The 23,848-nt window shown below is 45.4% G+C and carries 20 protein-coding genes; 7 read left to right on the top strand and 13 right to left on the bottom strand.

Translation table 11 applies throughout. The features are described 5' to 3' along the window. Positions 1-11: 11 nt before the first annotated feature. Positions 12-2,108, bottom strand: coding sequence for a methyl-accepting chemotaxis protein (locus ACZ5ZC_RS22740; RefSeq protein ID WP_025504053.1), 2,097 nt, complete (start codon positions 2,106-2,108; stop codon positions 12-14). Positions 2,109-2,668: 560 nt separating this feature from the next. Between ACZ5ZC_RS22740 and ACZ5ZC_RS22735 the strand changes: the two genes are divergently transcribed. Both ACZ5ZC_RS22735 and ACZ5ZC_RS22730 read left to right on the top strand, forming a co-directional pair. Beyond that, positions 2,669-3,346: a response regulator transcription factor gene (locus ACZ5ZC_RS22735; protein WP_048625732.1), complete on the top strand. Its 678-nt coding sequence runs from the start codon at positions 2,669-2,671 to the stop codon at positions 3,344-3,346. Further along, on the top strand, positions 3,343-4,647 hold the full coding sequence (locus ACZ5ZC_RS22730) for a sensor histidine kinase (protein ID WP_464932315.1): 1,305 nt from the start codon (positions 3,343-3,345) through the stop codon (positions 4,645-4,647). Before ACZ5ZC_RS22735 ends, ACZ5ZC_RS22730 begins: the two co-directional genes overlap by 4 nt. Before the next feature lie 80 nt (positions 4,648-4,727). On the opposite strand, the gene ACZ5ZC_RS22725 is transcribed toward ACZ5ZC_RS22730, so the two are convergent. Next, positions 4,728-5,966, bottom strand: a complete 1,239-nt coding sequence (locus ACZ5ZC_RS22725; RefSeq protein WP_464932314.1) for a leucine-rich repeat-containing protein kinase family protein — start codon at positions 5,964-5,966, stop codon at positions 4,728-4,730. Positions 5,967-6,246: 280 nt separating this feature from the next. Here ACZ5ZC_RS22725 and ACZ5ZC_RS22720 point away from each other — a divergent pair, with 280 nt between their 5' ends. Further along, entirely contained in the window at positions 6,247-7,143 is an 897-nt protein-coding gene (locus ACZ5ZC_RS22720; RefSeq protein WP_464932390.1) for a 1-aminocyclopropane-1-carboxylate deaminase/D-cysteine desulfhydrase, read from the top strand. Positions 7,144-7,182: 39 nt separating this feature from the next. Here the strand turns inward: ACZ5ZC_RS22720 and ACZ5ZC_RS22715 are convergent, their stop codons facing one another. Further along, positions 7,183-7,725 carry a hydrolase gene (locus tag ACZ5ZC_RS22715; protein WP_054867688.1) on the bottom strand — a complete coding sequence of 181 codons (543 nt, stop codon included), beginning with the start codon at positions 7,723-7,725 and terminating at the stop codon, positions 7,183-7,185. A gap of 150 nt (positions 7,726-7,875) precedes the next feature. Beyond that, on the bottom strand, positions 7,876-8,736 hold the full coding sequence (locus tag ACZ5ZC_RS22710) for a LysR family transcriptional regulator (protein ID WP_005376746.1): 861 nt from the start codon (positions 8,734-8,736) through the stop codon (positions 7,876-7,878). A gap of 99 nt (positions 8,737-8,835) precedes the next feature. Here ACZ5ZC_RS22710 and ACZ5ZC_RS22705 point away from each other — a divergent pair, with 99 nt between their 5' ends. Both ACZ5ZC_RS22705 and ACZ5ZC_RS22700 read left to right on the top strand, forming a co-directional pair. Beyond that, on the top strand, positions 8,836-9,900 hold the full coding sequence (locus ACZ5ZC_RS22705; protein ID WP_464932313.1) for an HlyD family secretion protein: 1,065 nt from the start codon (positions 8,836-8,838) through the stop codon (positions 9,898-9,900). A 9-nt stretch (positions 9,901-9,909) separates the two neighbouring features. Beyond that, positions 9,910-10,929 carry a DUF2955 domain-containing protein gene (locus ACZ5ZC_RS22700; protein WP_074191557.1) on the top strand — a complete coding sequence of 340 codons (1,020 nt, stop codon included), beginning with the start codon at positions 9,910-9,912 and terminating at the stop codon, positions 10,927-10,929. 824 nt (positions 10,930-11,753) lie between these two features. Here ACZ5ZC_RS22700 and ACZ5ZC_RS22695 read toward each other — a convergent pair. Together ACZ5ZC_RS22695 and ACZ5ZC_RS22690 are read right to left on the bottom strand one after the other, a co-directional pair. After that, positions 11,754-12,782, bottom strand: coding sequence for a methionine synthase (locus tag ACZ5ZC_RS22695; RefSeq protein ID WP_164666456.1), 1,029 nt, complete (start codon positions 12,780-12,782; stop codon positions 11,754-11,756). A 30-nt stretch (positions 12,783-12,812) separates the two neighbouring features. Further along, on the bottom strand, positions 12,813-13,787 hold the full coding sequence (locus ACZ5ZC_RS22690; RefSeq protein WP_164666455.1) for a DUF1852 domain-containing protein: 975 nt from the start codon (positions 13,785-13,787) through the stop codon (positions 12,813-12,815). Between the two features lie 1,110 nt (positions 13,788-14,897). Between ACZ5ZC_RS22690 and ACZ5ZC_RS22685 the strand changes: the two genes are divergently transcribed. Continuing rightward, positions 14,898-15,815 carry a leukocidin family pore-forming toxin gene (locus ACZ5ZC_RS22685; protein WP_053809756.1) on the top strand — a complete coding sequence of 306 codons (918 nt, stop codon included), beginning with the start codon at positions 14,898-14,900 and terminating at the stop codon, positions 15,813-15,815. Positions 15,816-15,883: 68 nt separating this feature from the next. After that, positions 15,884-16,567, top strand: coding sequence for a topoisomerase I (locus ACZ5ZC_RS22680; RefSeq protein ID WP_464932312.1), 684 nt, complete (start codon positions 15,884-15,886; stop codon positions 16,565-16,567). A 78-nt stretch (positions 16,568-16,645) separates the two neighbouring features. On the opposite strand, the gene ACZ5ZC_RS22675 is transcribed toward ACZ5ZC_RS22680, so the two are convergent. From ACZ5ZC_RS22675 to ACZ5ZC_RS22645, 7 genes are all read right to left on the bottom strand, one after another. Further along, on the bottom strand, positions 16,646-17,344 hold the full coding sequence (locus ACZ5ZC_RS22675) for an ABC transporter ATP-binding protein (protein WP_114323338.1): 699 nt from the start codon (positions 17,342-17,344) through the stop codon (positions 16,646-16,648). A 22-nt stretch (positions 17,345-17,366) separates the two neighbouring features. Beyond that, entirely contained in the window at positions 17,367-18,650 is a 1,284-nt protein-coding gene (locus ACZ5ZC_RS22670; protein WP_464932311.1) for an ABC transporter permease, read from the bottom strand. Between the two features lie 2 nt (positions 18,651-18,652). Further along, positions 18,653-19,867, bottom strand: a complete 1,215-nt coding sequence (locus tag ACZ5ZC_RS22665; RefSeq protein ID WP_464932310.1) for an ABC transporter permease — start codon at positions 19,865-19,867, stop codon at positions 18,653-18,655. Beyond that, the gene (locus ACZ5ZC_RS22660; RefSeq protein WP_464932309.1) at positions 19,864-21,135 is read right to left on the bottom strand and encodes a TolC family protein; all 1,272 of its coding nucleotides are present in this window, start codon (positions 21,133-21,135) and stop codon (positions 19,864-19,866) included. Before ACZ5ZC_RS22660 ends, ACZ5ZC_RS22665 begins: the two co-directional genes overlap by 4 nt. Next, positions 21,128-22,261, bottom strand: a complete 1,134-nt coding sequence (locus tag ACZ5ZC_RS22655) for an efflux RND transporter periplasmic adaptor subunit (RefSeq protein WP_047010019.1) — start codon at positions 22,259-22,261, stop codon at positions 21,128-21,130. Before ACZ5ZC_RS22655 ends, ACZ5ZC_RS22660 begins: the two co-directional genes overlap by 8 nt. A gap of 227 nt (positions 22,262-22,488) precedes the next feature. Next, a complete protein-coding gene (locus tag ACZ5ZC_RS22650) occupies positions 22,489-22,923 on the bottom strand; it encodes a hypothetical protein (RefSeq protein WP_052708172.1) in 435 nt (144 codons plus the stop codon). A gap of 2 nt (positions 22,924-22,925) precedes the next feature. Further along, the gene (locus ACZ5ZC_RS22645; protein WP_268979260.1) at positions 22,926-23,738 is read right to left on the bottom strand and encodes a TIGR02594 family protein; all 813 of its coding nucleotides are present in this window, start codon (positions 23,736-23,738) and stop codon (positions 22,926-22,928) included. Positions 23,739-23,848: the final 110 nt, after the last annotated feature.

Below are 23,848 nucleotides of genomic sequence, written 5' to 3'. Positions count from 1 at the left end.
CACTTACTTGATTAAGACAACTTGAATTTGCTCAACTCACCGTGAAGATCACTCGCTTTTGCCGTCAGTTCATTGCTGATCGCTACCGAAGATGACATAGTATCCATCACTTCCATCGCCGTATCATTAATCACAACCACATTACGGTTGATCTCTTCTGACACCGAACTTTGCTCTTCTGCCGCTGAAGCGATTTGATTGTTCATATCATTAATCACTTCAATAGCTTGGTTGATTTCGGCCAACGCCAATTGCGCTGCTTGTGTTTCTTCTTTGGTATCCACCGCTTGCTTCTGGCTTTGCTCCATCAACACAACGATTGATTGCGTTTCTTGCTCCAAACGAGCCAACATTGCACGAATTTCTTCTGTCGAGCCTTGTGTGCGCGTTGCAAGGTTGCGGACTTCATCGGCTACCACAGCAAAACCACGCCCCGCCTCACCAGCACGCGCAGCTTCAATCGCAGCGTTCAGAGCCAACAAGTTGGTTTGATCGGCAATGCCACCAATCTCACTTAGAATACCCTGAATCGCCGTGCTTGAAGCCACCAAATTCTGCGTCTGGTGCTGTGCATCATTCACTTGCGAAGCGAGGTTATCCACCGCGCTTGCAGCATTGTCCATACGCGACATGCCATTCGCACTATTGCTTTGAACTTGGCTTGCCGCTGCCGCCGCTTGTACCGCAGAATTTGCCACTTCTTGTGCGGTTGCGCTCATCTCATTAATCGCCGTTGCTAGCGAGTTGACTTCGTTCACTTGAACGTTCAGTTGATCTCTCGAAGCCGCCGCGCGAGCTTGGCCTTCACTTGCGTTTTTATCAACTTGGTCTGCCGTCGCCATTACGGTTAAAAGCATTTCCTGAATGCGAGCGAGGAAGGTATTAAACCAGTGCGCCAGTTGGGCGGTTTCGTCCTTACCTTTCACCTCAATGCGGTAAGTTAGGTCGCCCTCGCCTTGTGCTGCGTCTTTAAAACGCTCCACTAAGTTAGTTAATACTTTGCCCAACGAGGTCGCGATCATCGTCATCGCAACAATACCAATCAGAGCCGCAATAATCCCTGCCCACACTCCCTTTTCAAGAGCTTCTGCACTTTGTTCTTCACTCCATCGCTCGTAGTCATCCACGTTCTTTTTAAGGAAGCTACTGGGAACCGACACCATAACGATCCAAGGCGCATCGCTGGTTTCAATTGCAGTAATCGCATACTCATCCCCGCCAAACGTCACAAGGCCTGCGCCTTTTTGTTTCGCAATGGATTGAATACGAGCCCATTGAGACGCCAATTCATGAGAGACTTTCTTGCCCACTTGATCCGCTTGGCTGCTGTTCGCCAGTGTGATGCCTTTCCACGAAGAAATCAGAATACGGCCTTGTCCATCAAACAAGTCGCTCGCGTAATCTTCACTTTGGCTTTGTAACTCGTTCAATGACAAATCAAAACCGAGAGAGCCAATGATCTCGCCACGTAACTTGATTGGTTGGCTGATGGTCGTGATCAGTTCTTGTTTGCCGCGAACCGGATACATATATGGTTCCATGACGAACGTTTTGCCCGTTTCGTAAGGCATCAAGTGCCAATCGTCTTTACGCTCACCGTTGTTGTTTAATTCAGTATTACTAAAGCTATCCATCGCCACGACATCAAAACTGTTGTGCGAATTTGGCGAAAAGAATGGCGCTAAGTAGCCTTCGCTATTAAAGCCAAGGCTTTTGTCTTGAATCGTTGGCTCAACCCACGATGGCTTTTCCCACACCATGTAACCAGCAAACACAGCTTTGTTCTGAGCTTCTAGCGACGCAATAAACTGTTTAACAATAATGTCTGGCGTCGCGGCCGTCTCTGCGCTTAATTCGATAATTGAACGCGCTTGCTTTAGGTTCGCCAACACTGGCTCTAACTGGTTGGAAATATTCAGCCCTTGCTGAATCGCCGTATTGCTCAGGTCGGTCGTGGTGGCTTCGGTCAGTTGAGATTTTACTTTTGTAGTGATTTGTTCATTCACTTGCGTGAACGCATTGGTTGTCATACCCATTGCAATCAATAGAGTGAAGGCCATTGCCCCACCCGCACTGACAGCAATTCGAGTGCGTATACTGTTAAACATGATAGCCTCACAAATTGATTTTTATCTGGCATTAAGCATTGGAAGGATCATGGATTTTAAACAAGTAAAGTTAATGGAAGGCTTTCATTTATGAACAGAGCAAGAACAGAAAATGTAGTTTTATTAATAAAAATAAAATAATGCAGGTTTTCGCTTATACATGAAGCCATTGATTTAATTGAATTATCTCAAAAAGGAGAATCTAAGTGTTTGTATTTAAAAGCGATAACCACAATTAAAAAGGGGACTTAAGAGAAGTAAGAACTTTTTCTATGAGTGAGTCAGTAAAAATCAGCAATTACTAACAATGTGCTCAGTGTCACATAAATAATTTAGTATCTTCATGTTTTATATGGAGTTAACAGAACCAACCAATCTATACCATTTATATTTCAATCAGTATTGATAGATATAAATAAACAGGTACCACTGTATTTAAGGTTAGACATTGAAAACCGACACAAAGGTGAGAAAATCATCGTCGACAACTTTTTCACACCTATAGTGAATAATGTTCGTTAAGATCAACATTCGAATTTATCGAGATTGGATAAGAATAAATGAAGCGTGTACTTTTGGTAGAAGATAATCGTGAAATAGCGGGAATGTTGTTTGATTATTTTGAGTGTGCTGGCATGCAGCTGGATTATGCCGACAACGGTGAGCTAGGCTTAAAACTGGCGATGGATAATGCGTTTGACATCATTTTGCTCGACCTCATGCTGCCGCGCATGGATGGCCTAACACTGTGTAACAAGCTACGCGATGCAGGTAATAACACTCCGGTGTTGATGCTGACAGCACTTGATAGCCGAGACGACATGCTCAAAGGCTTCCAACACGGCGCCGACGACTACCTCACCAAACCGTTTGATCTCGATATTCTTGAAGCACGCATGACTGCATTGATTAAACGCTACCGCGGTACGGTTGCATCAACCAAACTCCAGTATGGCGAAGTGTCTATCGATCAAAAAACGCATCAAGCCTACCGTCAAGATAAGCTGTTGGCGTTGAATCCAACCACGTACACGATTCTAGAAATGCTGGTGAAAAACGCGCCAGAAGTGGTCACACGTGAGGAGATTGCTTTCCGATTGTGGCAAGAAGATGAGCCAAATAACGATGTGTTGCGTAGCCATATTTATCAATTGCGTGGGCAGCTCGACAAACCATTCAAAGAGCACGTTTTGAAAACCATTCCAAAAGTCGGCTTCCGATTGGAGCCCGGGGCATGATTCGCCGCTTATTTAACAATACACAAAGCTTAACCGGACGCCTTGAACTCTTCTTCCTTCTAGTGTCGGTTGTGATTGGCTTGCTATGCTTCGCATTGGTTAGCGGAGCGCTATTATGGTCGGAAGATCGCGTCGGTGAACGACGCATTATGATCGATAAAAAAGAGGCGATTGAGCACTTTCGAAACCATCCTGATAGCGGAATCATCAAACTCGACTTACTAACAACGGCATACAACAACATCAATCTCGTTCCTGAGCTCTATCAACCCTTTATTCAAAATAAAAAATATTTTCTCGCTGAAGTTGCTGACGAACCAGACACTCGCATGATTTACATGAGCACCTACATGCAAGATGGAGAGGAACATCCTATTATTCTGATCTCTCTGATTGATGAGATAGAAATTACATCTAACGAGTTCATGCTTGTTCTCGTTATGGTGCTGGCGGTTGTCATCGGGTTACTTTTGATTTTTGGCAGCCTATTATCGAGACTTTCTCTGCGTCTCATTGAACCTGTTAGTGCCCTAAAAATACAACTGGACCGCCATCAAGGTGACACTACACAAAAATTTGTTGTCCCTGAAGGCTCTGCAAATGAGTTCCAAACGCTCGCAAATCAGCTTAATGAATATCGACATCAAATCAATCAAGTGATTAAACGTGAACAAGCTTTTGCACGATATGCCAGCCATGAACTGAGAACACCGCTCACAGTGATGAAAGGCTCAAGCAGCTTGCTAGCCAGAAGCCCAAGTACATCGTTTCAAGAACGTCAGATTGGCCGTATTCAAGATGCCACTTTGCAGATGTCGACCATGGTTGATGCTTTGTTAGGTTTGGTTCGATATGAACGCAACACTGACGACAGCCCCGTCCGAACTATCTCAGAGCAAGAGCTTCACAACATCATTGCTCTTAGCCAAGCGCAAGCCGATGAAAAGTCGTTGGAATTTAATGTACAGATATTGGGTCATCCGCAAACCAAAGCGACCACTGCAGTGCTTAACATTACGTTGAGTAACTTAATTCGCAACGGCATTGCAGCCACGTCAGCGGGAACGATTCATATCACCATGACCGATACCACACTGTCGGTGAGAGATGAAGGCGAAGGCTTCTCTTCCGTGCCAGATGCCGAAGGTCATGGTTTGGGGCTCATGATTGTGGACGACTTATGCCGACGCTATGGCTGGCAATTCACTATTGATACACATTCTGAGGGTGGATGTGAGGCAGTGATTGACCTTTCGTCAGAGCATCATGAAGCTTGCTCAGAGTCACTTCCTCAGCACTAGATTCAATCAAGAGGTATCTCATTTGCTCAGTATCAAAACGGGCAGTTCGATACCTCTTTCTTTTTCGATTGAATGAAATCTTATGCCGCAAGCGCAACTAGTCGTTCGAATGCTTGCGATGCCGATTCCGACGCTTCGCACACAGAAAACACATCTTCGATAAAATACTTCAACGCTCTGGATTCAATGGCTCTGATTGCAGCTTGCTGCTCGTCCGATAAATAGCCGTAAATGCTCGCCGCGCCAAAGTCACCGAAGATCATCTTCCCTTGCTCGTTCACCAACGTATTGTGCGCATACAAATCACCATGACACACCTTGTTGTCGTGTAGGTGATTAAATACGTTCACCATCTGCTCAACAATAGAGTTCACTTGCTCGACTGTCAGCGTAAACCCTTGTGGGAACGTATCTCGGGTGCAGGTTTCCAACGTTGGCGGTAAACCCAAGTTGTAGTAACTGTTTGGAATCAGCTCCATCACCAACGCAAGCTCTTTACCGTCACCCACTTGCGCGATGGATTTCACTAAGTTGTTGTGATGTCCAGCTTGCAAACACGCTTCAAGTTCATCATGAGGGTAGCCATCACTGGTGACCTCGCCCTTGAACACTTTTACCGCAACTTCACTCGGGAAGTTGTATTGAGCATCAATCCAGTTAGCATGAGAAATCACGCCACTTGCCCCTTGGCCGAGAACATGGTTAAGCGAGTAACTGTTTGTGGTCACTTTCGGCACACTGTCTAGCGAAGATGGGTGTTTGCAGAATGGATTACCTGCAAAAGCAAACCATGCCAATTTAGGTAGCTTCATCAGCACATCCGGAAAGTGCTCTAGCTGGTTCGCAGAGAGACGAACCAATTCCAAATTAACTAAGTTTTCCATGCTACTTGGCAGTCGTTTGATGCGATTCCCCGCCAGTGCAAGCTTTCTTAAGCGCGGCCTTTCACCCAGACTGTTTGGTAGCGTTTCAATCTCGTTGTCGGTCAGGATCAGCCAACGTAACTGACTTGGTAGTGAGGCTTCACTCACCACTTTGATCTTGTTGGTTTTAAACCCAACCATCTCAAGGTTTGGCAGCTTGCCCAATACCTCTGGTAAATGGGTGAACTGATTATTGGACGCAAAGATGATTTTTAGTTTGGTCAGCTGTTCCAGTTCTTGTGGCAAATCTGACAGTGCGTTGCCGGATAAATCTAACACTTCAAGTGAGTCTGCAAGCTCTAAAATTTCCATAGGGAACTCAGTTAGCCCTTCCGCCAACTTCAGTTGTTTAATTCCTACTAATTGTCCTGTTTTTAATTGTTCTAGAGTCTGCAAAACCAAGCCTTCTGATTGAATGGAAATAAGCGGAGTAGTGTACGTGGCTAGAGGCAGAAAGGCGAGTCATGGGATGGAATACCATGGAATCAAAGCAACCAAAGGATAGAAGTGAAACCATTGCAATGGTATTACAGCACCGGTGAGTGCGAGTCAAAACATCAGGAATAACCGAAATGGAAGTCCTGAAACCCAGACTTTTTATCTTGGTTTAATGGCGTTACACTACGCGCCCTTTTTAAATGGCAAAGGTGACACGGTTTATTCCGTCAGCATCGACATGAAACTCTCAGAAAGTCCTATCACCCAACATAGCTTTAATGGGCGCAAATTTTTCCTTAAACGTGACGACATGCTCCACTCCCACTTTTCTGGGAACAAAGCACGTAAGTTTATGACGTTAATGGAAGAGCAAAATCCCGACATCACCACGTTAATAAGCTTTGGCTCCGCTCAATCTAATGCCATGTACTCGCTAGCGGCTCTCGCCCAGATTAAAGGTTGGGCATTTGAGTTTTATGTTCATCACATTCCATCTTGGCTAAAAAGCTCCCCCATCGGAAACTACCGCGGCGCTCTCGATTTGGGTATGAAAATCACCGCCATGCAAGACATCGGTAGCGAACTCCACCCTAGTGAATACATCCACCAGGTACGAAGATTAGATGAGTCGACATTGCTGATTCCAGAGGGTGGACGTTCCCACCTCGCTGAAGCTGGCATCAAACAGTTAGCACGAGAAATTCTTGATTGGACGCGATTGAGAGGTAAAGAGCATTTTACCGTCGCCCTGCCATCAGGCACCGGCACGACGGCTTTATATCTTCATAAACATTTAAGCCCACACGGCATAGAAGTGCTAACTTGCCCTTGCGTAGGCGATGCAGATTACTTAACCGAACAGTTCAACCAGCTCTGTGAAAACAGCCACCCAACCATTTTAACCGTGCGCAACAAACACCATTTTGGTCGCTTGTACGAAGAAGATTACATCACATGGAAAGCGCTCTTTGAGCAAACCGACCTCGAATTTGACCTGTTATACGACCCGTATATGTGGCAATGCCTCACCCCTTGGTTGGAAGAGAACACAGATAAAACGGTGATTTACATTCACCAAGGCGGGTTACTTGGCAACGAGTCGATGTTGCCAAGATATCAACGAGAATTTGAATAGCGTGTTCAGATAAAGTTGTTGTTGATTCCAGTGATTACACTATTTGATGAGCGCCAGAATTTCTTTGAATTCAGGTGCTCGGCAATCTTCGACCATTTCATACAAGCACATTTCTAACCCAGTAAGCACCACACCGTTAGCGGTTAGCTTCGCAAGAGAGAGCGCTTTATTGGCAGCGGTTCGGGAAGATACACAATCCGTGACTAATTCAACGCGATAACCGGACTGGCGCAGAGAAACCGCGGTTTGATAGACGCAAATGTGGGATTCAATACCGCAAACCAACCAGGTATCAACTTTCGCGTTCTCCACCGCGACCTTAAACGTCGCCTCTTTGCAACCATCAAACGTGTACTTGGTAATAGATAAATGCGTGCTTTCAAGCACTTCACGAATCGGCTCCGCGGTTGGGCCCAACCTTTCTGGATTCTGTTCTAGCCACAGAATAGGCAAATCTAGTGCTTTGGCACCCTTTACCAGTTTCGTAATATTTTCAATCAGTGCGTCGCTTTCATGCATTAATGTAGCGAGTTTGCCCTGAACATCCACCACAATCAGGCCCGTGTTTCCTTTCGATAACATTTCCATCTCCTATATTGTGTGACCACAAACCATACTCAACAAGTTGAGCAATAATTAATGTATCAGAACCCTTTCATGTTAGAGCAATAAAACCTAGAAAGATGACCTTCGCTCACACATTTTCCCTTAGGTAAGGGTGGTTTGAACTGACTATTTAAATTTCTCTCGAATTAGCTCAATCAAGGCTTTGACTTTATTGGGCAGAAATAAGGCCGAGGGATAAATCAGAGTAAGATGCTGCTTAGGATGCGCAAATTGAGGCAGCACCTCGACCAACAAACCGTCTCTCAGTGCAGGCTTGGAATGAATTTGAGGAATAAACGCGATGCCGTTTCCTGCTATCGCCATCGAGCGCAGCAAGTTGAGGTCGTCCGAGCGCAACGCCACATGCAGATCTGAATCGAGCAAATCGGCATTGTAACGATTAGTTAAAAGGCGATGCTGCTTAAGATCTTCCACCGTTTTTACTGGCGGATGCGATTCTAGATAGGCTTTTGACGCAACAAAGTGACTACGATAAGGCAAAAGACTGAACTGCACATAGCTGTCATCGGTGACTTTGACCACGCTCGGAAGAAGCTGTAAATCAAACGATTGACGCTTGAGATCGACACTCTCTTGATGGTTTTCAATCTCGACCGAAATCTCCGGATACCGCGTTGTGTACTCGGTGATGATCGCGTTAAACGCGGCAGAGCTCATCAATGCGGAAGGAATGGCTAAACGCACCTTGCCCGTCAGCTCTTGTTGATATTCGTGCATGGCATTTAAACCTTGCTGAATATGGTCAATAGGCTGCCCCACCAACTCAAACAAGCGTTTCCCGTGCTCCGTCAATTCAATGCTGCGTGTTGTGCGGATCAAAAGTTGTACCCCGAGCGATTTCTCTAATTCTTGCAGGCGACGACTCACTTTTGAGCGTTGTAGTTGATTCGCCTCTGCCGCTGCACTTATACCGCCGTGAACCACCGTCTGAGTGAATAGATAAATATCATCAAAACTAACGTTCATTGTCCTATTTTTAGGTCATTTATGTTCGTATTATCATTCTACTGAATTGTGAGTAACTTCTCTATAATCCGCTATCCAATATGTTTAACGGAACTTGTAATGACGGCTGACCAAAAATTCAAACACTGGATGCGAACTTTGATTGTCCTGTTCATCGTACTATTTTTGTACATTATCATTGCTGACCGCCACGCCCCCTTAACGACCGAAGGACGAGTGCAAGGATACGTTGTCCAAGTCGCGCCCGAGGTATCTGGTAAAGTGACCGACGTTCTCATCGAGAATAACCAGTCCGTTCAAAAAGGCGATGTGTTGTTTACGATTGATGATCGTAAATACAAGATAGCGCTTGAACAGGCGGAGCTGTCTCTGCAATCCGCTTATGAAAAAGAAGCAACACTGTATTCTCAACGCGAAGCCGCTCTTGCCAATATTGCCCGCGCCCAAGCGACATTTGATAATGCACACCGCGAGTACAACCGATTACTGACGTTATCGAAGCAAAAAGTCATCTCTCAATCGACACTCGATAATGCCTTTGCCCAAAATCAGGTATCACGTGCAGCGCTTAAAGCGGAACGACAAAACTTAAAAGTCATTGAGGCGCAATTAGGCACTCAAAAAGGTCAAAGCACCGCCGTTCGAATTGCCAAAAACGGCATCGAAAAGGCGCAACTTGATTTGGCAAATACCGCAGTACTCGCTCCCAGTGATGGTGTCGTGACCAACCTGCAACTAGAAGTTGGCACGATGGCAAACACCAACATGCCATTGCTGACATTTGTACCAACAGGATCACTCTGGGTAGCCGCTGATTTTCGTGAAAAGTCCGTCGCGAACGTAGACAAGACTTTCCACGCCTTGGTCACATTTGATGCCAATCCAGGTTCGGTGTACGACTTTGATTTAGCTAGCCGCGATTACGGTGTAGCAGCCGCACAACAAACGCCTAATGGCGCACTAACCAAAGTGGAAGTGAACAACCGCTGGGTACGTGATGCGCAGCGTACACGAGTGAACCTAACCAGCAGCGAAGAGTTACCACCAGCACTGTTTGTCGGCTCTCGCGCTACCATTGTTTTGTACCCAGACAACAGCATTTTCTGGCAGTTGATGGCGCAAGCACAGATTCACCTCGCAAGCTGGTTCCACTTCATTTACTAGGCGGCGACAATGAAAACCTTACGAATTTGGTTCGGCTGCTCTTTAGGGCTCGCGCTAAGCATGATCTTCGGTTGGTCTTACGGATTTTTTGCCATCATGATGCCGCTGTTTATTTTGGGCAGAATGGACCACTTTAACCTAGCGGCTTTATTGATCGTGTTTTTCTCTGCGGTGTGGACAACCATACAAGCCACATTTTTACTGGAATACTTGCAGTTTCATCCAACATTAATGACCGTAGCCGTTGGAATCATGATGCTGTTTAAGTGCATTGCAATGATGAACCAGAAAACCTATTTGTTTGGTTACATGGGGTTGTTGGTGGGATCAATTGTGTTGAACTTTGCCAGCTATAACTTCATGGATATTGAAGAGTTCAACGTCAACATGTGGGTGATGGCGTTCAGCAATATTTTTGTTTGCGCATTCGCGTATTGGTTGTTCCCTGAGCCAAAATCCTCCGCCGAGCACATTGAGATGTCGACCCCAGTGAAAAGCGATATTGACTACATCAGCCAAGTTGCCATGGGTTGGGTAGTGGCGATGGCGGCATTTATCGTATTCCAAGTAGCAGACTTATATGACTCGCTATCCGCACAAGCTTCCATTTTGATCATCCTAACCCCAATGACTTTAGCGGGCTCGCTCGCCATGGCAAAAATTCGCATCATCGGCACCGCACTAGGCTGCATCGCAGGGATGGCTGTTCAGCTCATATTGGGCAGTTGGTATGGGCATGGGCTACTCTTTTGGCTCGCCTTTACCATTGCGATGGGGCCATTCTGCTTGTGGCTCACCAAAGGGCAAATTAAAGCGGCTATCGCGTTTTCTGCCATGTCTGCCCTATCGGTTCCGCTGACGACCTCATTGGTGCCAGAACAAAAAGACGCGTTCTTTTCGATCTTGTACCGTTTCAGCTCGATTTTCGTCGCGGTTCTGCTCACCGCGATGGTGATGTGGGTAGTGCATCACTGGATTCGTGTGATGTTGCTAAAGCATCCTGAGATGAGGAATGTGGAGTTGAATTAAGCCTTGGCCGAGGGCTGAAAACGGAAAACAAACTATGCCGCTCACTTTACTGCGAGTTACTGCGAGCGGCATTTTTATTTAAAACGGTCATCCTAAACATCGAGGAACGAGCGTGATTCAGGATCTACCCACCGAGAGCTTTGAAGTTCCTAGCTTATCGCCATCTCCCAGCGAGTTGTTAGCAGATTCCTAGTCTCGTCTAGACTCGCTGGAATGACCCAACTTTGAATACAAGCCAAATAGTTGGGTACGTGAGTAACGTATCTCTTAACAACCGTCATACTGAACAACGAGGGACGAGGTGATTCAGGATCTACCCACCGAGTGCTGTGAAGTTCTAAGGTTATAGCCATTTTCCAGTGAGTTGTAATCAGATTCCTAGTCTCGTTTAGACTCGCTGGAATGACCCAATCTTGGATACAAACCAAATAATTGGGTATGTGAGTAACGTATCTCCCAACATCCGTCATCCTGAACAACGAGGGACGAGGTGATTCAGGAGCTACCCACCGAGTGCTGTGAAGTTCTAAGGTTATCGCTATTTTCCAGTGAGTTGTTAGTAGATTCCTAGTCTCGTTTAGACTCGCTGGAATGACCCAACTTTGGATACAAACCAAATAGTTGTGTACATGAGTAACGTATATCTCAACAACCGTCATCCTGAACAGCGAGGAACGAGCGTGATTCAGGATCTACCCACCGAGTGCTTTGAAGTGCGAAAGCCTCGCCATTTCCCAGCGAGCTGCAATCAGATTCCTAGTCTCGTTTAAACTCGCTGGAATGACCCTAACTTTAGTTTATGGTGTCGAGCCCAAGTCTTAATATCACCCCACCAACTCTTTACGAATGATCTCCGCACCCGCACTTAGCGCATTGAGCTTAGCGGTCGATACTTCACGAGACAAAGGCGCCATACCGCAGTTGGTACATGGGTAAAGCTTGTCGGCATCAACGTATTTCAATGCCTCTCGCAGTGTGTTCGCCACTTCTTCTGGCGTTTCAATTTCGTTGGTTGCAACGTCAATCGCACCAACCATCACTTTCTTACCGCGAATCAACTCAAGCAACTCAATAGGCACTCGTGAGTTATGACATTCGAGCGAGATAATATCGATATTCGATTGCTGCAATTTAGGGAATACTTCTTCGTACTGTCGCCATTCAGTGCCTAGCGTTTGCTTCCAATCCGTGTTCGCTTTGATGCCGTAACCATAGCAGATGTGCACCGCCGTTTCGCATTTCAGCCCTTCAATCGCACGCTCTAAACATGCAATGCCCCACTCGTTCACATCATCGAAGAACACATTGAACGCAGGCTCATCAAACTGAATGATGTCGACCCCCGCCGCTTCAAGCCCTTTCGCTTCTTGATTGAGGAGCTTCGCAAATTCCCAAGCCAGCTTTTCACGGCTACCGTAATGATCATCATAAAGCGTGTCGATCATCGTCATAGGGCCTGGCAGCGCCCACTTGATAGGTTGCTTAGTTTGCTGACGCAAGAACTTTGCATCTTCAACAAACACGGGCTTTGTGCGGCTTACTGGGCCAACCACCGTCGGCACACTTGCTTCATAGCGGTTGCGAATGGTCACCGTTTTACGGTTTTCAAAATCTACGCCGCTTAAATGCTCAATAAAGGTCGTCACAAAATGTTGGCGAGTTTGCTCGCCATCACTGACGATATCAACGCCTGCCAGTTCTTGCTCTTGCAAAGCGACACGTAGCGCATCGCGTTTGCCATCAATAAGTTCTTCACCTTGCAGTTTCCACGGTGACCAAAGTTTTTCTGGTTCCGCTAGCCAAGAAGGTTTCGGTAAGCTGCCAGCCGTTGAAGTCGGTAATAGTGTTTTCATCGTCATTCCTTTCTAGATTCTCGTTATCGATTACGCGTAGCTTGCAGACCATTGTTCAAGCACAGATTGATAAGGTTTGATGAAATGCTCCTCGGCAAATTTCCCTTGTTCAATCGCCAGTTGGCTGCGCTCTTCTCGGTCGTAAACGATTTGAGTTAGCGAGTGGTCTAGGTTTTTTAGGTTTGGCTGGTAGCAATTACCGGCAACCGCATTGGCATTATAAATTTCTGGTCGGTAAATCTTCTGGAATGTCTCCATCGTGCTTATCGTGCTGATAAGCTCTAGGTTTGAATAGTCGTTCAACAAGTCACCGAAGAAGTAGAATGCCAACGGTGCAACGCTGTTTGGCGGCATAAAGTAGCGCACCTGTAAGCCCATCTTCTTGAAGTACTGCTCCGTCAACGAAGATTCGTTCGGCTGATATTCAAAGCCCAAAACAGGATGTTGATTTTCGGTGCGTCGGTATACTTTGTTGTCCGATACGCTCAAACAAATCACAGGCAGCTTTTTGAAATGCTGCTTATAAGACTCAGAATTAACGAAAGCTTTGAACAGTTTGCCATGCAAATCACCGAAGTTAGCTGGGATGCTGAAACGTGGCTGGTTTTTGTTGTGGTCCAACAGCAAAACGCTAAAGTCGTAATCACGCACATATGAAGAAAAGTTGTTGCCTACAATGCCTTCGATGCGCTCGTTGGTGTTGTGGTCAACAATGTTGGTTTTGAGCACTTCAATTGATGGGAAGGCTTCGCCACTGCCTTGGATATCCATATCAACGGAGATGATTTCAAGCTCAACGGAGTAGCGGTCACCTTGCGCGTTATCCCAATATGCCAAGGCATTAAAACGATTGTCGATCATTCGGAGTGCATTGCGCAGATTCTCTCGGCGGTAGTTTCCGCGAGCCAGATTAGCAAAGTTGGTAGTGATTCGCGTGTTGTCTGATGGTTGGTAATTCTCATCAAAGCGAATGCTTTTGATAGCAAATGTGAAATCGTTATTCATCGTGAGTTGGTATCCTATTTCCTTAGATAAAGCAGACTTTTCCTAACTCTGTGCATGGGGACATTTTTGTTTTTTGGTTTTCCCAATCGTTAGGTTCAACAGCACTTACGACGAACAGTTCGTTCTAAAAATGACGGTCGCAGTGCCTAACACCAGAGCAGTCCTTTTTTTATACTTGCTTCACGAGTTGAGTAATATTGGTATTGCTTCACATTGAACATGAAAGAAATTCATAGTGGGAGTTCCAACCCAGAGGGAACTATCGTAGATACTGTTTTTCATTGACACCAATACACGTAACTTGGCGAGCATATTGCCAATATGTGTAATTAAGAAACTGATAAGGGATTAACAGTACGTAAACCAGTTTTAAGCCTAGAAAACGCATTGTATAAACGAGACGCTACCTGGAATATAGGACAGCGTAGCTTAAATAGCACTTTTCACATTCAATCATTTATTCAAGCATTCGTTTAATCAGAAGCACCTTACATTTAATATTTTCGGAAATATTATTATTTAATTATCTTATTTCTTTCTTTTCCTATAATTACCATCTCAAACGTAAGGTTTCATTTTTCTGTTGTAAAAGCACATATAACCTCATACACGAATATGACAACTTCATTGACGAACTTTGTCACCCAACTATTACATTAAGCTCGAAACAACCAATAATAAAATAAACATAAACCACTGTTTTAATTTAAATTAAATTCAGGAAGCTGTAATGACCACATAACGACACTTTACTTAGTTTGGCATAACAAAAACCTCAACAATAACATGGTTAACACTTGTAAATTTCACTTCTGTCAATAAGGAAATTTAAACATAATATTAGAAAATAAAAATTAAGTAACAACTTAAAAAGGCAAGACTTAATAACCGAATTCTTATTTATTATAGTTGAGTAGTGAATTTAAAAACTATGAGACATTAATCCCACGAATCTATACTTTTCCTTTTTTTATTAAAAAACAAGATGCAATATTTCACCGCTCAATTATTGAGCACCAATTAATAACCAGTCCATAATTATAAAACACCCATAGAGTTATTGTTAAAACCTAATAATAACCTTTATGGGCTGACTAATAGGAAACAACAATGGAAAAACAGCATCTTTCCGCGAGTATTATCGCGCTCGCATTACTTGGTTCTCTAGCTCCAGCACATGCTGAAGATACATTAAAAGCTTACACTTCGACCTTGCTACAGCTCGATGATAGCGATGCACGCTCGAAGAAAATCCGCTTAATTTACTCATTAGAAAATGTCTGGAACCAATCTTTGCTGCCGAATGGAGCTAAGGAAGCCAAGTTGCTTCTAAACGGAGGCTCTGGTTTCGACATGACTAATGTACCGAATAAAGAGCAGATCTATGGTTTTGCCACCGGTGGAGACTACCGTTACACAATCCCAACAGCCTTTAAACTGGCACTGAGTTATTTAAATGGTGCCCCTTTACGTCATATGAGCCATGCTCCAGAAAACACTATTGCAACAGCATCTGTCAGTGAGTCTTTGGACTTTAATCTTGGCTTCAGTGCTTCTGATTCTCCAAATATTAGCGGTGGTATCTCCTGGAGCAACCGCGTAACTTACGATCAACCAGAATTTCAGACGGTGGCTGATTTTGATCAGACCAATGAGAGCATTAATTGGCTTATCGAAAACCAGACTATCCGCCACAATACTCCACCTAAAGACTGGTTATTGTACCGTTGGACCAGCTGTGACATGGGCAACTTAATTGACTATAGCGAATTACCTGTCGTGATGCGCTCTGACTTTAAACCGCAAGTCGGTGTTGTATATCGAAAAAATGATATTCAAGATGGCCTAGATACATCAGAAGTCAAGCTGGTTGCAGGTTGGCGAAAAACCAATTACTACTTTGGTCGTGACTGGTGTAGCTGGTATACCACCCCAGAAAATACCTGGAAGAAAAATCGTGATAGCAGTCAATGGACAGAGACTAGCCGAGCCGTAACTATCTCTTGGAATGACGCGCTCTACCACTAACTTATTAGCCTGCGGCCACGGAGTGAATAAGTGGCCGCCGTATTTACTAATGAAATAAACGGTAAGACATGACAAGTAATAAAAAACTCTTGACTGGATCGGCGCTAGCACTTGGTGCAGTACTCGCCATATTTCTAATTAATTCAAATAACAAGAATTCCCAGAGCGATTCTGTTGCAAGCTTTGACGAGCAAATCAAGACAGAGAAAACTGAGACAAAAAGTGTAACGCCTCCTGAGAGCGATGCTGCTCAAGAGGTGGTTACCGTTCCAACACCACAGAATGACAATGACGCTACTTCCGACTTCATTACAGCTACACCTTGGATATCTGCCCCATTAAATGAATTGAGCAATGAACTGTACGATTTTATTGAAGCTGAACAGGTAAGTTATATCAGTACAACCGACTATCCATTCGACGAGCAAAAGCAAAAACAATTACGAACATTAGCGAAGCAAGGGGTTCCTATCTTGTTTGACAACACGGAGTCATCCTATTTGGATAGCTACGGTGTCAGCGAAACCAAAGTGGTTTCAGAGTATTTTGGTACGGCGTCTGAAGGTGATGTCATCATTGCTACCGGAGTACAGAATGAGGATGGCAGCATTCATTATCTGGTTTTGCCTTTGAAGAGCAAAGATCTCAACGATAGCAGTAAATTGATTGAGGACACTAAGCTCGCAATCACTCTACTTAAAGAACAAAAGCATGACTTGATAAAAGAGAGACAAGGCGAACATCGCGAATAAAAATAAAGGAAGATAGCTTCTCCTATTCCATGGCTATCTTCCTTAAAGTAACTCCAGTCTCAATCAAGAAAAATTCATTTATCTTCCCTCCGGATCCCTATCCGAAATCACCTTGCCATCTTTGATGGTGATGATGCGTTTGGTGCGCTCTGCTAGGGCGTTATCGTGCGTCACGATGATCAAGGTTCTGCCTTCAGCGTGAAGTTGATTGAACAAGGCTTCAATCTCTGCGCCGGATTTTGAATCCAATGCACCCGTTGGTTCATCCGCTAAGATGATTTGCGGATCGTTGACCAAGGCTCTTGCAATCGCAACTCTTTGCTTTTGACCACCAGAAAGCTGGTTTGGTTTATGATCTAAACGATCCCCTAGCCCGACTTGCTCTAGCAATTTAGCTGCGCGCTGGCGACGTTCTTTGGCTTTGATGCCAGAGTAAACCAACGGCAGTGCCACGTTATCAAGCGCCGTCGCGTATTCCAATAAGTTAAAGCTTTGGAAGACAAATCCGATCTTCTGGTTACGAATGCCAGCCAGCTCATTCGCACTTAAACTTGCGACGTTTTGGCCGCCAAGTTGGTACTCGCCATCAGTGGGCTTATCTAAACAGCCGAGCATGTTCATCAACGTTGATTTACCCGAACCGGACGGGCCAAGAATCGAAAGAAACTCGCCTTGATTAATGGTTAAGTCAACGCCGTCTAACGCGCGAACTTCCGCCTCCCCACTAGAGTAGTATTTACAGATGTTGGTCAGCTCAACAAGCGGCTTGTTCGACATGTTCTCTCCAGAGTTATTGTTGTTATTCACTTTGTAGCGCCTCCAACGGACTGACTTTTGCGGCTCGGTTTGCAGGTAACCATGCAGATGCCACACCAATGATCACTAAGGTGAGGATGACAATCGCGACAACGACCCACGACAACTCAGGGACAGGTTTACCCAATTGTTCATAAAAGGTACTGCCCTCTAAAGGAATGGAACTGATGGCAGACACCAGCGCGTACGTCACGGCTAACCCAAGCGCGCCCCCCATCATCATTGTCAATAAAGACTGCACTAAATAGTGCATGCGAATTGCTGTTGGGGTTGCACCGACTGCCATGCGCACACCGATATCACGCGTAGATCGCTTTACGGTGGCATACATCACATTGGCAATGCCAACGCCAGCAACAGCTAACGTAACGAAGCCGATAATGCCAAGAAAACTCTGCAAACCTATCAGAAATTGCTGCATACTCTTTTGCTTAAGGAACATATCATCGACTTGGACGACCTGTTCATCACTGACACTTGCCCCGTGTTTACGGGCAATCACTTGCCTGATCGTCTTTGCTAAGGCTTCTCGGTCTACATCCGCTTGTGGCTGCACATTGATGCCACCAATTTCACCGTTGACATGAAATCGCTTCCACGTCGCTAACGGCACAAAGCTGGAATAGTTGATAAGATCCCCCAGTTCTATTTGGGCGCTGTTTTTCTCCAATACGCCCACAACGGTGAACTCCTCATTGCCGATTTTTACCTTTTTCCCCACAGGGTTGACTTGCAATGTGACTGTCGCAAACCAACTAAAGTCCTCATTCGGGTTGAATAAGTCGGCTGCCAGTTCATAACCCAGTACAACGACTTTGCGCGTCTCTTTTTGATCGAGTGGATTTAACCATCGTCCCCCCGCCATCGGCACCAAATTGGTCATGGATTGAAACTCGCTCGTGACTGCTAACGGCTCTTGCCATGAGCTTCTGTCACCAACGGTGATGCGCTCTTTCCACTTCGCAGTTGGCGCAACGCTTTTTACATCGGGTAATGCTCGAACGATCTCTGAATCGTCCATTTTTAACGTCAGAAACTTACCTTGGTGAAAAGCACCGTGGTCGACGGTGGCCATCCCTCCGGTCAAATAGATCAAGTTGCCGTTACCATTTTGTGCGGTTTTCAATACCCCCTGACGAATGCCCTCACCTACCGCCAACATAGCAGCGATACAGAGGGTCGCCCACGCTACAGCCAGAATGGTCAAACCCAATCTCAGCTTTTCTGCAGCCATTTCTTGGAAAATTTGTCTCATCGGTAACAACATGACTAGGCCCTCGCACTCAAAGCAATGACTGGCGTGAGACGCGATGCTCGCCTTGCTGGGAAATACGATGCCATCAATGCCAAGATAAGCGTCACAAGTAAAGACCAAGCAATGGAATCTGGCGTGATCACAGGTAAACCAATCCATTCCGGTAATGCCATGCTGCTTAGGACAGACACCACGGCATACGAAAACATCAGGCCTAATGCCGTGCCCACAGCTACCAAAATAAGCCCTTCAAGAATAAACTGACTGAGTATGGATTTTTGAGTCGCCCCGATCGCCAAACGCACACCGATTTCACGCGTGCGCTCCGTGACAGATAAAAACATGATGTTGGCAACGCCAAGCGCACCGACCGCCATGGTCATCGCGCCGCTCGCTCCGAGAAAAATCTGAATGCCACGCAAAATTCCACTGATGACCGCCGCACCTTCACTAAAATCGGGTAATTCGACCGCATCTTTATCACTTGGGTCAAAATGAAGCTGCTTGGCGAAAAAGTTCACGATATTTTGTCGAAACGACGGTGCATCCATCCCGTCTCTCGGCTTCATCAATACCATCCAAGGTTTCGCATCCCACAAATCGCGGTACGTTGTTTGAGGAATGAAAACCGTGCGGCTATCGCCGAATGAAATGCCAGTGTCCTCACCAACGGTTATCCCAATCACTAAAAAAGGAATGCCGTTGACTTTGAGCCTATCCCCGATTTGGATTCCGCCCATTTGCGCAATTTGATCGCCTAACACTGCCACGCGAGTGTGGTTGTCCATATCACTTGGTGACAGGTTTCTCGAACCGGATTGCAGCTTGCGTTGCATTAAAGGAAAGTAAGACGTATCAATACCATTGACCGTACTCGATAAATTCTGTCCTTTGAGATTGGTGATATTCGCATCCCATTTGGCGTAAACGCTCGACGCCTGTTGCACGAAGCCCGACTGTTTGATCATGTCGACTTTTTCTTGTGGAATATCAATTTGTCGTCTTGAAGGTAACCCTTGCCACGGTTTACTGGTACTCGACGGAAACACCACTTGCACATTGTTGATCATAAATGAAAACGACTGGGTCTGATGGCGATAAAAGCCTTCGCCAAGTGCGATTAACACCACCACAGAGATCACGCCCCAAGCAATCGCGATAATGGCTAGCACGCTCTTCATGCGATGCGCTATCAACGTTTGCCAAGTTTGTTGCAATAGACTGCTCATGAATGAAAAGCTCGAGAGATCAACGCCATGGTATCGTCATCGAGTTTCCCTGCGGTTTGCAGTAAGCCGATTCTCTTACGCCAGTAGCTGTACAAGTTGGTTTGCAGACTGTTTTTCGCCTCAAACAAGCTGTTGTGTGCACTGATAACTTCCGACACTTCAAGCAGACCAGCGTCGTAAAGTTTCTCTTTGCTTTGCAACACTCTGGCGCGCGACTCAACCAGCTCGTTCGCTATCAAAACTTGATTCCAGTTGATATCGACCTGCGTAAACTGCTGAATAACTCGTTTCTGAATATCAATTTCCACTCTACGCATTTCTTGCTTGGCGCTTAAAATGTTCAACGATGCTTCGTCCACTTTCGCTCGCACTGCACCATTGAGATCAATCGGCAAACTCAAACTAATCCCAGCGTTAAACTCGCCGTTTGAACGATTGTCACCATCGCTGTAGCCCACACTGCCTTTGACGGTTGGGTAGTATCCACCTTTAGCTGAATCTTTCGCGAACTCGCTCGCTTTCACCATCTGCGCCGCTACCAACAGCTCTGGACTACTGTCTTTCGCCAGCTTTAGCCATTGCTCCTGAGAGTCCACCAGCATCGGAGGCTGAATTAAAGAATCCGTTCGAATTTGGTCGACACTCTCCGGCATTTGATTAATTAACGCCGCAAGCTCTGCTTTTTTCACTTCGAGATCGGCTTTTGCATTGAGGATACTTGCTTGCTCAGAGACTTGATTCGCTCGCATCTCTTCAACATCAACCGACTTCACTTTGCCTGCTCGATAGCGTTTCTCAATGATGTTGAGAAGTTCCTTCCCCTCCTCCAGCTTGGACTGCGCCAATTTGAGGTCGCCCTGTGCGCTTGCCACATCTAGGTAAGCGGTGAGCAACTTCTGCGCAAGCTCGTTATGCGATTGAGATAGCTCTAACTGTGCTTTGAGATAATTGGCATTCGCTTGCTCCAGTTCCGACCACAAACTGCTATCCCAAATAGTTTGAGATAAGGTAGCGCCGTAACTGTTGGAATGGCTTGAGGACTCATTCCAATCCGCTGACGCACTGGCACTTAAACCCGGTAATAACGCACTGCGGCTACTCTGTACGCCAACCTCGCCAAGCTGGACGCCGATTTTCGCTTTTTCGTAATTTGGATCGTTCTGCTTTGCTTGTTGCCAAGCTTGTTCAATAGAAATTGCGTAGGTCGGCAAACTGAGCGTGGCAGCCAACAATGTAAAGGCGATTTTTGATCGTTGCAGCTTAACCATGCGCCGCTCCCATCATGCTGTTGTCGATAACCTCTTCATCAAGCTCCACGCCGTCAAGCACTTCGACATTGATGCCATCTGACAGACCGAGTTTCACCGGTTGTTTATGAAACCCTTGTTCTGAGCTGTCGGGGATCAGAACATTCGGTGCGTCACCATCAAATTGCAGAGCGCGCTCCGGTAGAGTGAGCACGTTTTCAGACTTCTTCAGAATGATTTGAGCCGTCGATGAAAAACCAGAACGAAGCAACACATCTTGTGGGATCTTGAGTTCTCCCACTTCAACCTCAAAACCGTTATCAAAACTTTTTGCCGAAGCATTGCCCTCTGGTGAGTTAAGGTTCTCAGATTGAATCGCCACTTTGGTTAGCACACCAGAAATCGCCACATCAGGATAAGGCGCCACCGTCAACATAACGGGCATTCCCGGAGACAACTGCGCAGCATCATGCTCACTGACGCTACCTTTAAAAATCAGACTGTTCATGTCGGCCAATGACATCATTTCAGTCGCTGCTTGGCTTGATTGAGTCGAGATGATCGGCTCTCCGACCTCAACTTTCTGGTTGAGTACCGTGCCATCAATTGGCGCGTAGATCGTCGACGTTAAACGCGCATCACCGATAGACGCCTCACCACTGCGGATGAGTTCGAGATTCTGGCGCTTTTGCAATACGTCCGCTTGCGCAGATTTGACTGCCGAGCGCGCACTTACGTATTCGTCGTAATTACTTGGAATAATGTCCTGCTTGACCAAGCTTTCTAAGTTGGACAGTTTTTGTTTGGCGGATTCCAGCTCGGCTTCGCTACGCATGAGTTCTGCCGATGCATCCGTTAATGCTTGGGGAGTTGGGTTTGGACGCACTTTGATCAGCGGCTGGCCTTGCTTCACCTTTTCACCAACTTTCGCGTAAATTTCACCGACGATACCGTCGATTTGTGACTTTATAGACACGGAGTGTGCAGGGACAATTTTACCAACAGCCACCGCTTGTTTTTCAATCGTGCCTTTTTCCACAATCAATGTAGGCAGCAATTCTGGTTGAGCGGCAGATTGGAGATAGAAATACGTACCACCGCCGAGCAGCGCAATGCTCACAGCGGAGACAAGCCAACGTTTCGTCATTATTTATTCCAACAATTATTGGGTAGTCTAATGACTACTCCTAAAACACAAAGTTGAAGGAATAATATCCTGCTTTAATAGCGGTTTGGTTGTCACAGTTGGTATGGTTTTGTCAGTCGGCTCTGACAATCAAAGACCAAAAAACCTCGACGAATCATTCAGCAAAGACGCTATCTACGATGGCGACTAACATGCTCTGTAACCGCTCGTTTCAACCGCCCCCCATTTCATTCTGAACAATGTGCAAAATGGCGCTGCTCTGTATCCAAGTGAGCAGCTGTTTCTTGAGCGTTTAATATATTCTCTTGATTAGCCCCAAACTCAGCCCCTGTTCCAGGCCAATAATATGTATCTTTATCACGACATAGTGTGAGAATGACAGGATCATTGTGTATATTGGGCTCATCTCCTAGCTCGCCATACATACTGAAAGTAATCTCAGACCCAACGTCTCCACGAAGTTTCTGAATCACTTCTGCTTGAACTTTAAAGAGAACATCTTCCTCGTGTTCAGCAAACTTTTCAAAACCTGTAATTTTCACCACTGCAGAATAGGGCGTTTGAACTATCGCATCTTTGAGTACCTCATTCTGAGAGTACACTCCCTGTGAAGCACAAGCTGATAAGCTTACACAGCCTAGCAAACTTATAAATTTCTTCATATTTAACTTTCCGTTCCTGCTAAGGCAGAGCCTTTTGTATATACAGGTAAAGTACCTTTTGTTTCATCGTAGTTACTCGGTACTACGAACTTGTCCCAGACATCAATAGAGTACTTTGCTATATTGACTTGGTTGCTTTGGTTTCCTCCTAACATGTACAAATGCCTACCATCAGGGCTCTTTCCCACGACAAAAGCAACATGCCCACCACCTTTTCTCGATTTAATCCCTAGAGCTCCATGTATAGGTTCTGAGATGTTTTTACCAAAACCCTTCCACTCCTTTGCTCGATAAGCTTCTTTTACTGGAGTGATTCCGTGTTGTTTAAAAACCCAAGCGGCAAACGAACCACACCAAGCATTTTGACCTCCAGAGTCATCAATGCCCCAGAACTTAGATGCTGTAAAATACTCTAAAATCCTTGGATTGGCCTTAGTGCCTGAAACTTCTTTTTGTCCAATTTCTCCCAACGCTGTTTTCATCCAAGGTACTTTGGTTACTAGTTTTTGAGCATCATGAGGATCATTTTTCACTGAGCTATAGGTTGGTAATCCATTGAGCTTACGATGAGTTCTACCATTTACATCAATCCGACCATCTGGCTTTACCATATAAAGCAGCTTACGCTGACACACTTTTATTGCCTCTACTGTTTTCGATAAATGAGGGCTCCGCCCTAACGAGCCATCAACAACCAACAGTCGGGTAAACCCTATTCTCTTTTGGTTATCATTTAAAAATTGTTGAACTGCTTTAACATCATTTTTAGAGTTAGTGCCATTTATACCAACAGAACCACGGATTTTTAGTCCCATTCTCATTACCTTTATAGCTAATCATATACTTAAGAAAGTACGCCTTAGCGTGGCAACAATAAAGATGAAATATTTTTTATACGATTAGCCATACGAGGGAAATTAGGTGT

It is taken from the genome of Vibrio sp. JCM 18905, from assembly GCF_055393305.1.
This window is presented reverse-complemented; position numbering and strand designations above follow the sequence as displayed.

Excerpts from the sequence above, each read along its gene's own strand:
- ACZ5ZC_RS22740 (WP_025504053.1), bottom strand. The coding sequence starts at position 2,108 with ATGTTTAACAGTATACGCACTCGAATTGCTGTCAGTGCGGGTGGGGCA.
- ACZ5ZC_RS22735 (WP_048625732.1), top strand. The coding sequence starts at position 2,669 with ATGAAGCGTGTACTTTTGGTAGAAGATAATCGTGAAATAGCGGGAATG.
- ACZ5ZC_RS22730 (WP_464932315.1), top strand. The coding sequence starts at position 3,343 with ATGATTCGCCGCTTATTTAACAATACACAAAGCTTAACCGGACGCCTT.
- ACZ5ZC_RS22720 (WP_464932390.1), top strand. The coding sequence starts at position 6,247 with ATGAAACTCTCAGAAAGTCCTATCACCCAACATAGCTTTAATGGGCGC.
- ACZ5ZC_RS22715 (WP_054867688.1), bottom strand. The coding sequence starts at position 7,725 with ATGTTATCGAAAGGAAACACGGGCCTGATTGTGGTGGATGTTCAGGGC.
- ACZ5ZC_RS22710 (WP_005376746.1), bottom strand. The coding sequence starts at position 8,736 with ATGAACGTTAGTTTTGATGATATTTATCTATTCACTCAGACGGTGGTT.
- ACZ5ZC_RS22705 (WP_464932313.1), top strand. The coding sequence starts at position 8,836 with ATGACGGCTGACCAAAAATTCAAACACTGGATGCGAACTTTGATTGTC.
- ACZ5ZC_RS22700 (WP_074191557.1), top strand. The coding sequence starts at position 9,910 with ATGAAAACCTTACGAATTTGGTTCGGCTGCTCTTTAGGGCTCGCGCTA.
- ACZ5ZC_RS22695 (WP_164666456.1), bottom strand. The coding sequence starts at position 12,782 with ATGAAAACACTATTACCGACTTCAACGGCTGGCAGCTTACCGAAACCT.
- ACZ5ZC_RS22690 (WP_164666455.1), bottom strand. The coding sequence starts at position 13,787 with ATGAATAACGATTTCACATTTGCTATCAAAAGCATTCGCTTTGATGAG.
- ACZ5ZC_RS22685 (WP_053809756.1), top strand. The coding sequence starts at position 14,898 with ATGGAAAAACAGCATCTTTCCGCGAGTATTATCGCGCTCGCATTACTT.
- ACZ5ZC_RS22680 (WP_464932312.1), top strand. The coding sequence starts at position 15,884 with ATGACAAGTAATAAAAAACTCTTGACTGGATCGGCGCTAGCACTTGGT.
- ACZ5ZC_RS22675 (WP_114323338.1), bottom strand. The coding sequence starts at position 17,344 with ATGTCGAACAAGCCGCTTGTTGAGCTGACCAACATCTGTAAATACTAC.
- ACZ5ZC_RS22670 (WP_464932311.1), bottom strand. The coding sequence starts at position 18,650 with ATGTTGTTACCGATGAGACAAATTTTCCAAGAAATGGCTGCAGAAAAG.
- ACZ5ZC_RS22665 (WP_464932310.1), bottom strand. The coding sequence starts at position 19,867 with ATGAGCAGTCTATTGCAACAAACTTGGCAAACGTTGATAGCGCATCGC.
- ACZ5ZC_RS22660 (WP_464932309.1), bottom strand. The coding sequence starts at position 21,135 with ATGGTTAAGCTGCAACGATCAAAAATCGCCTTTACATTGTTGGCTGCC.
- ACZ5ZC_RS22655 (WP_047010019.1), bottom strand. The coding sequence starts at position 22,261 with ATGACGAAACGTTGGCTTGTCTCCGCTGTGAGCATTGCGCTGCTCGGC.
- ACZ5ZC_RS22650 (WP_052708172.1), bottom strand. The coding sequence starts at position 22,923 with ATGAAGAAATTTATAAGTTTGCTAGGCTGTGTAAGCTTATCAGCTTGT.
- ACZ5ZC_RS22645 (WP_268979260.1), bottom strand. The coding sequence starts at position 23,738 with ATGGGACTAAAAATCCGTGGTTCTGTTGGTATAAATGGCACTAACTCT.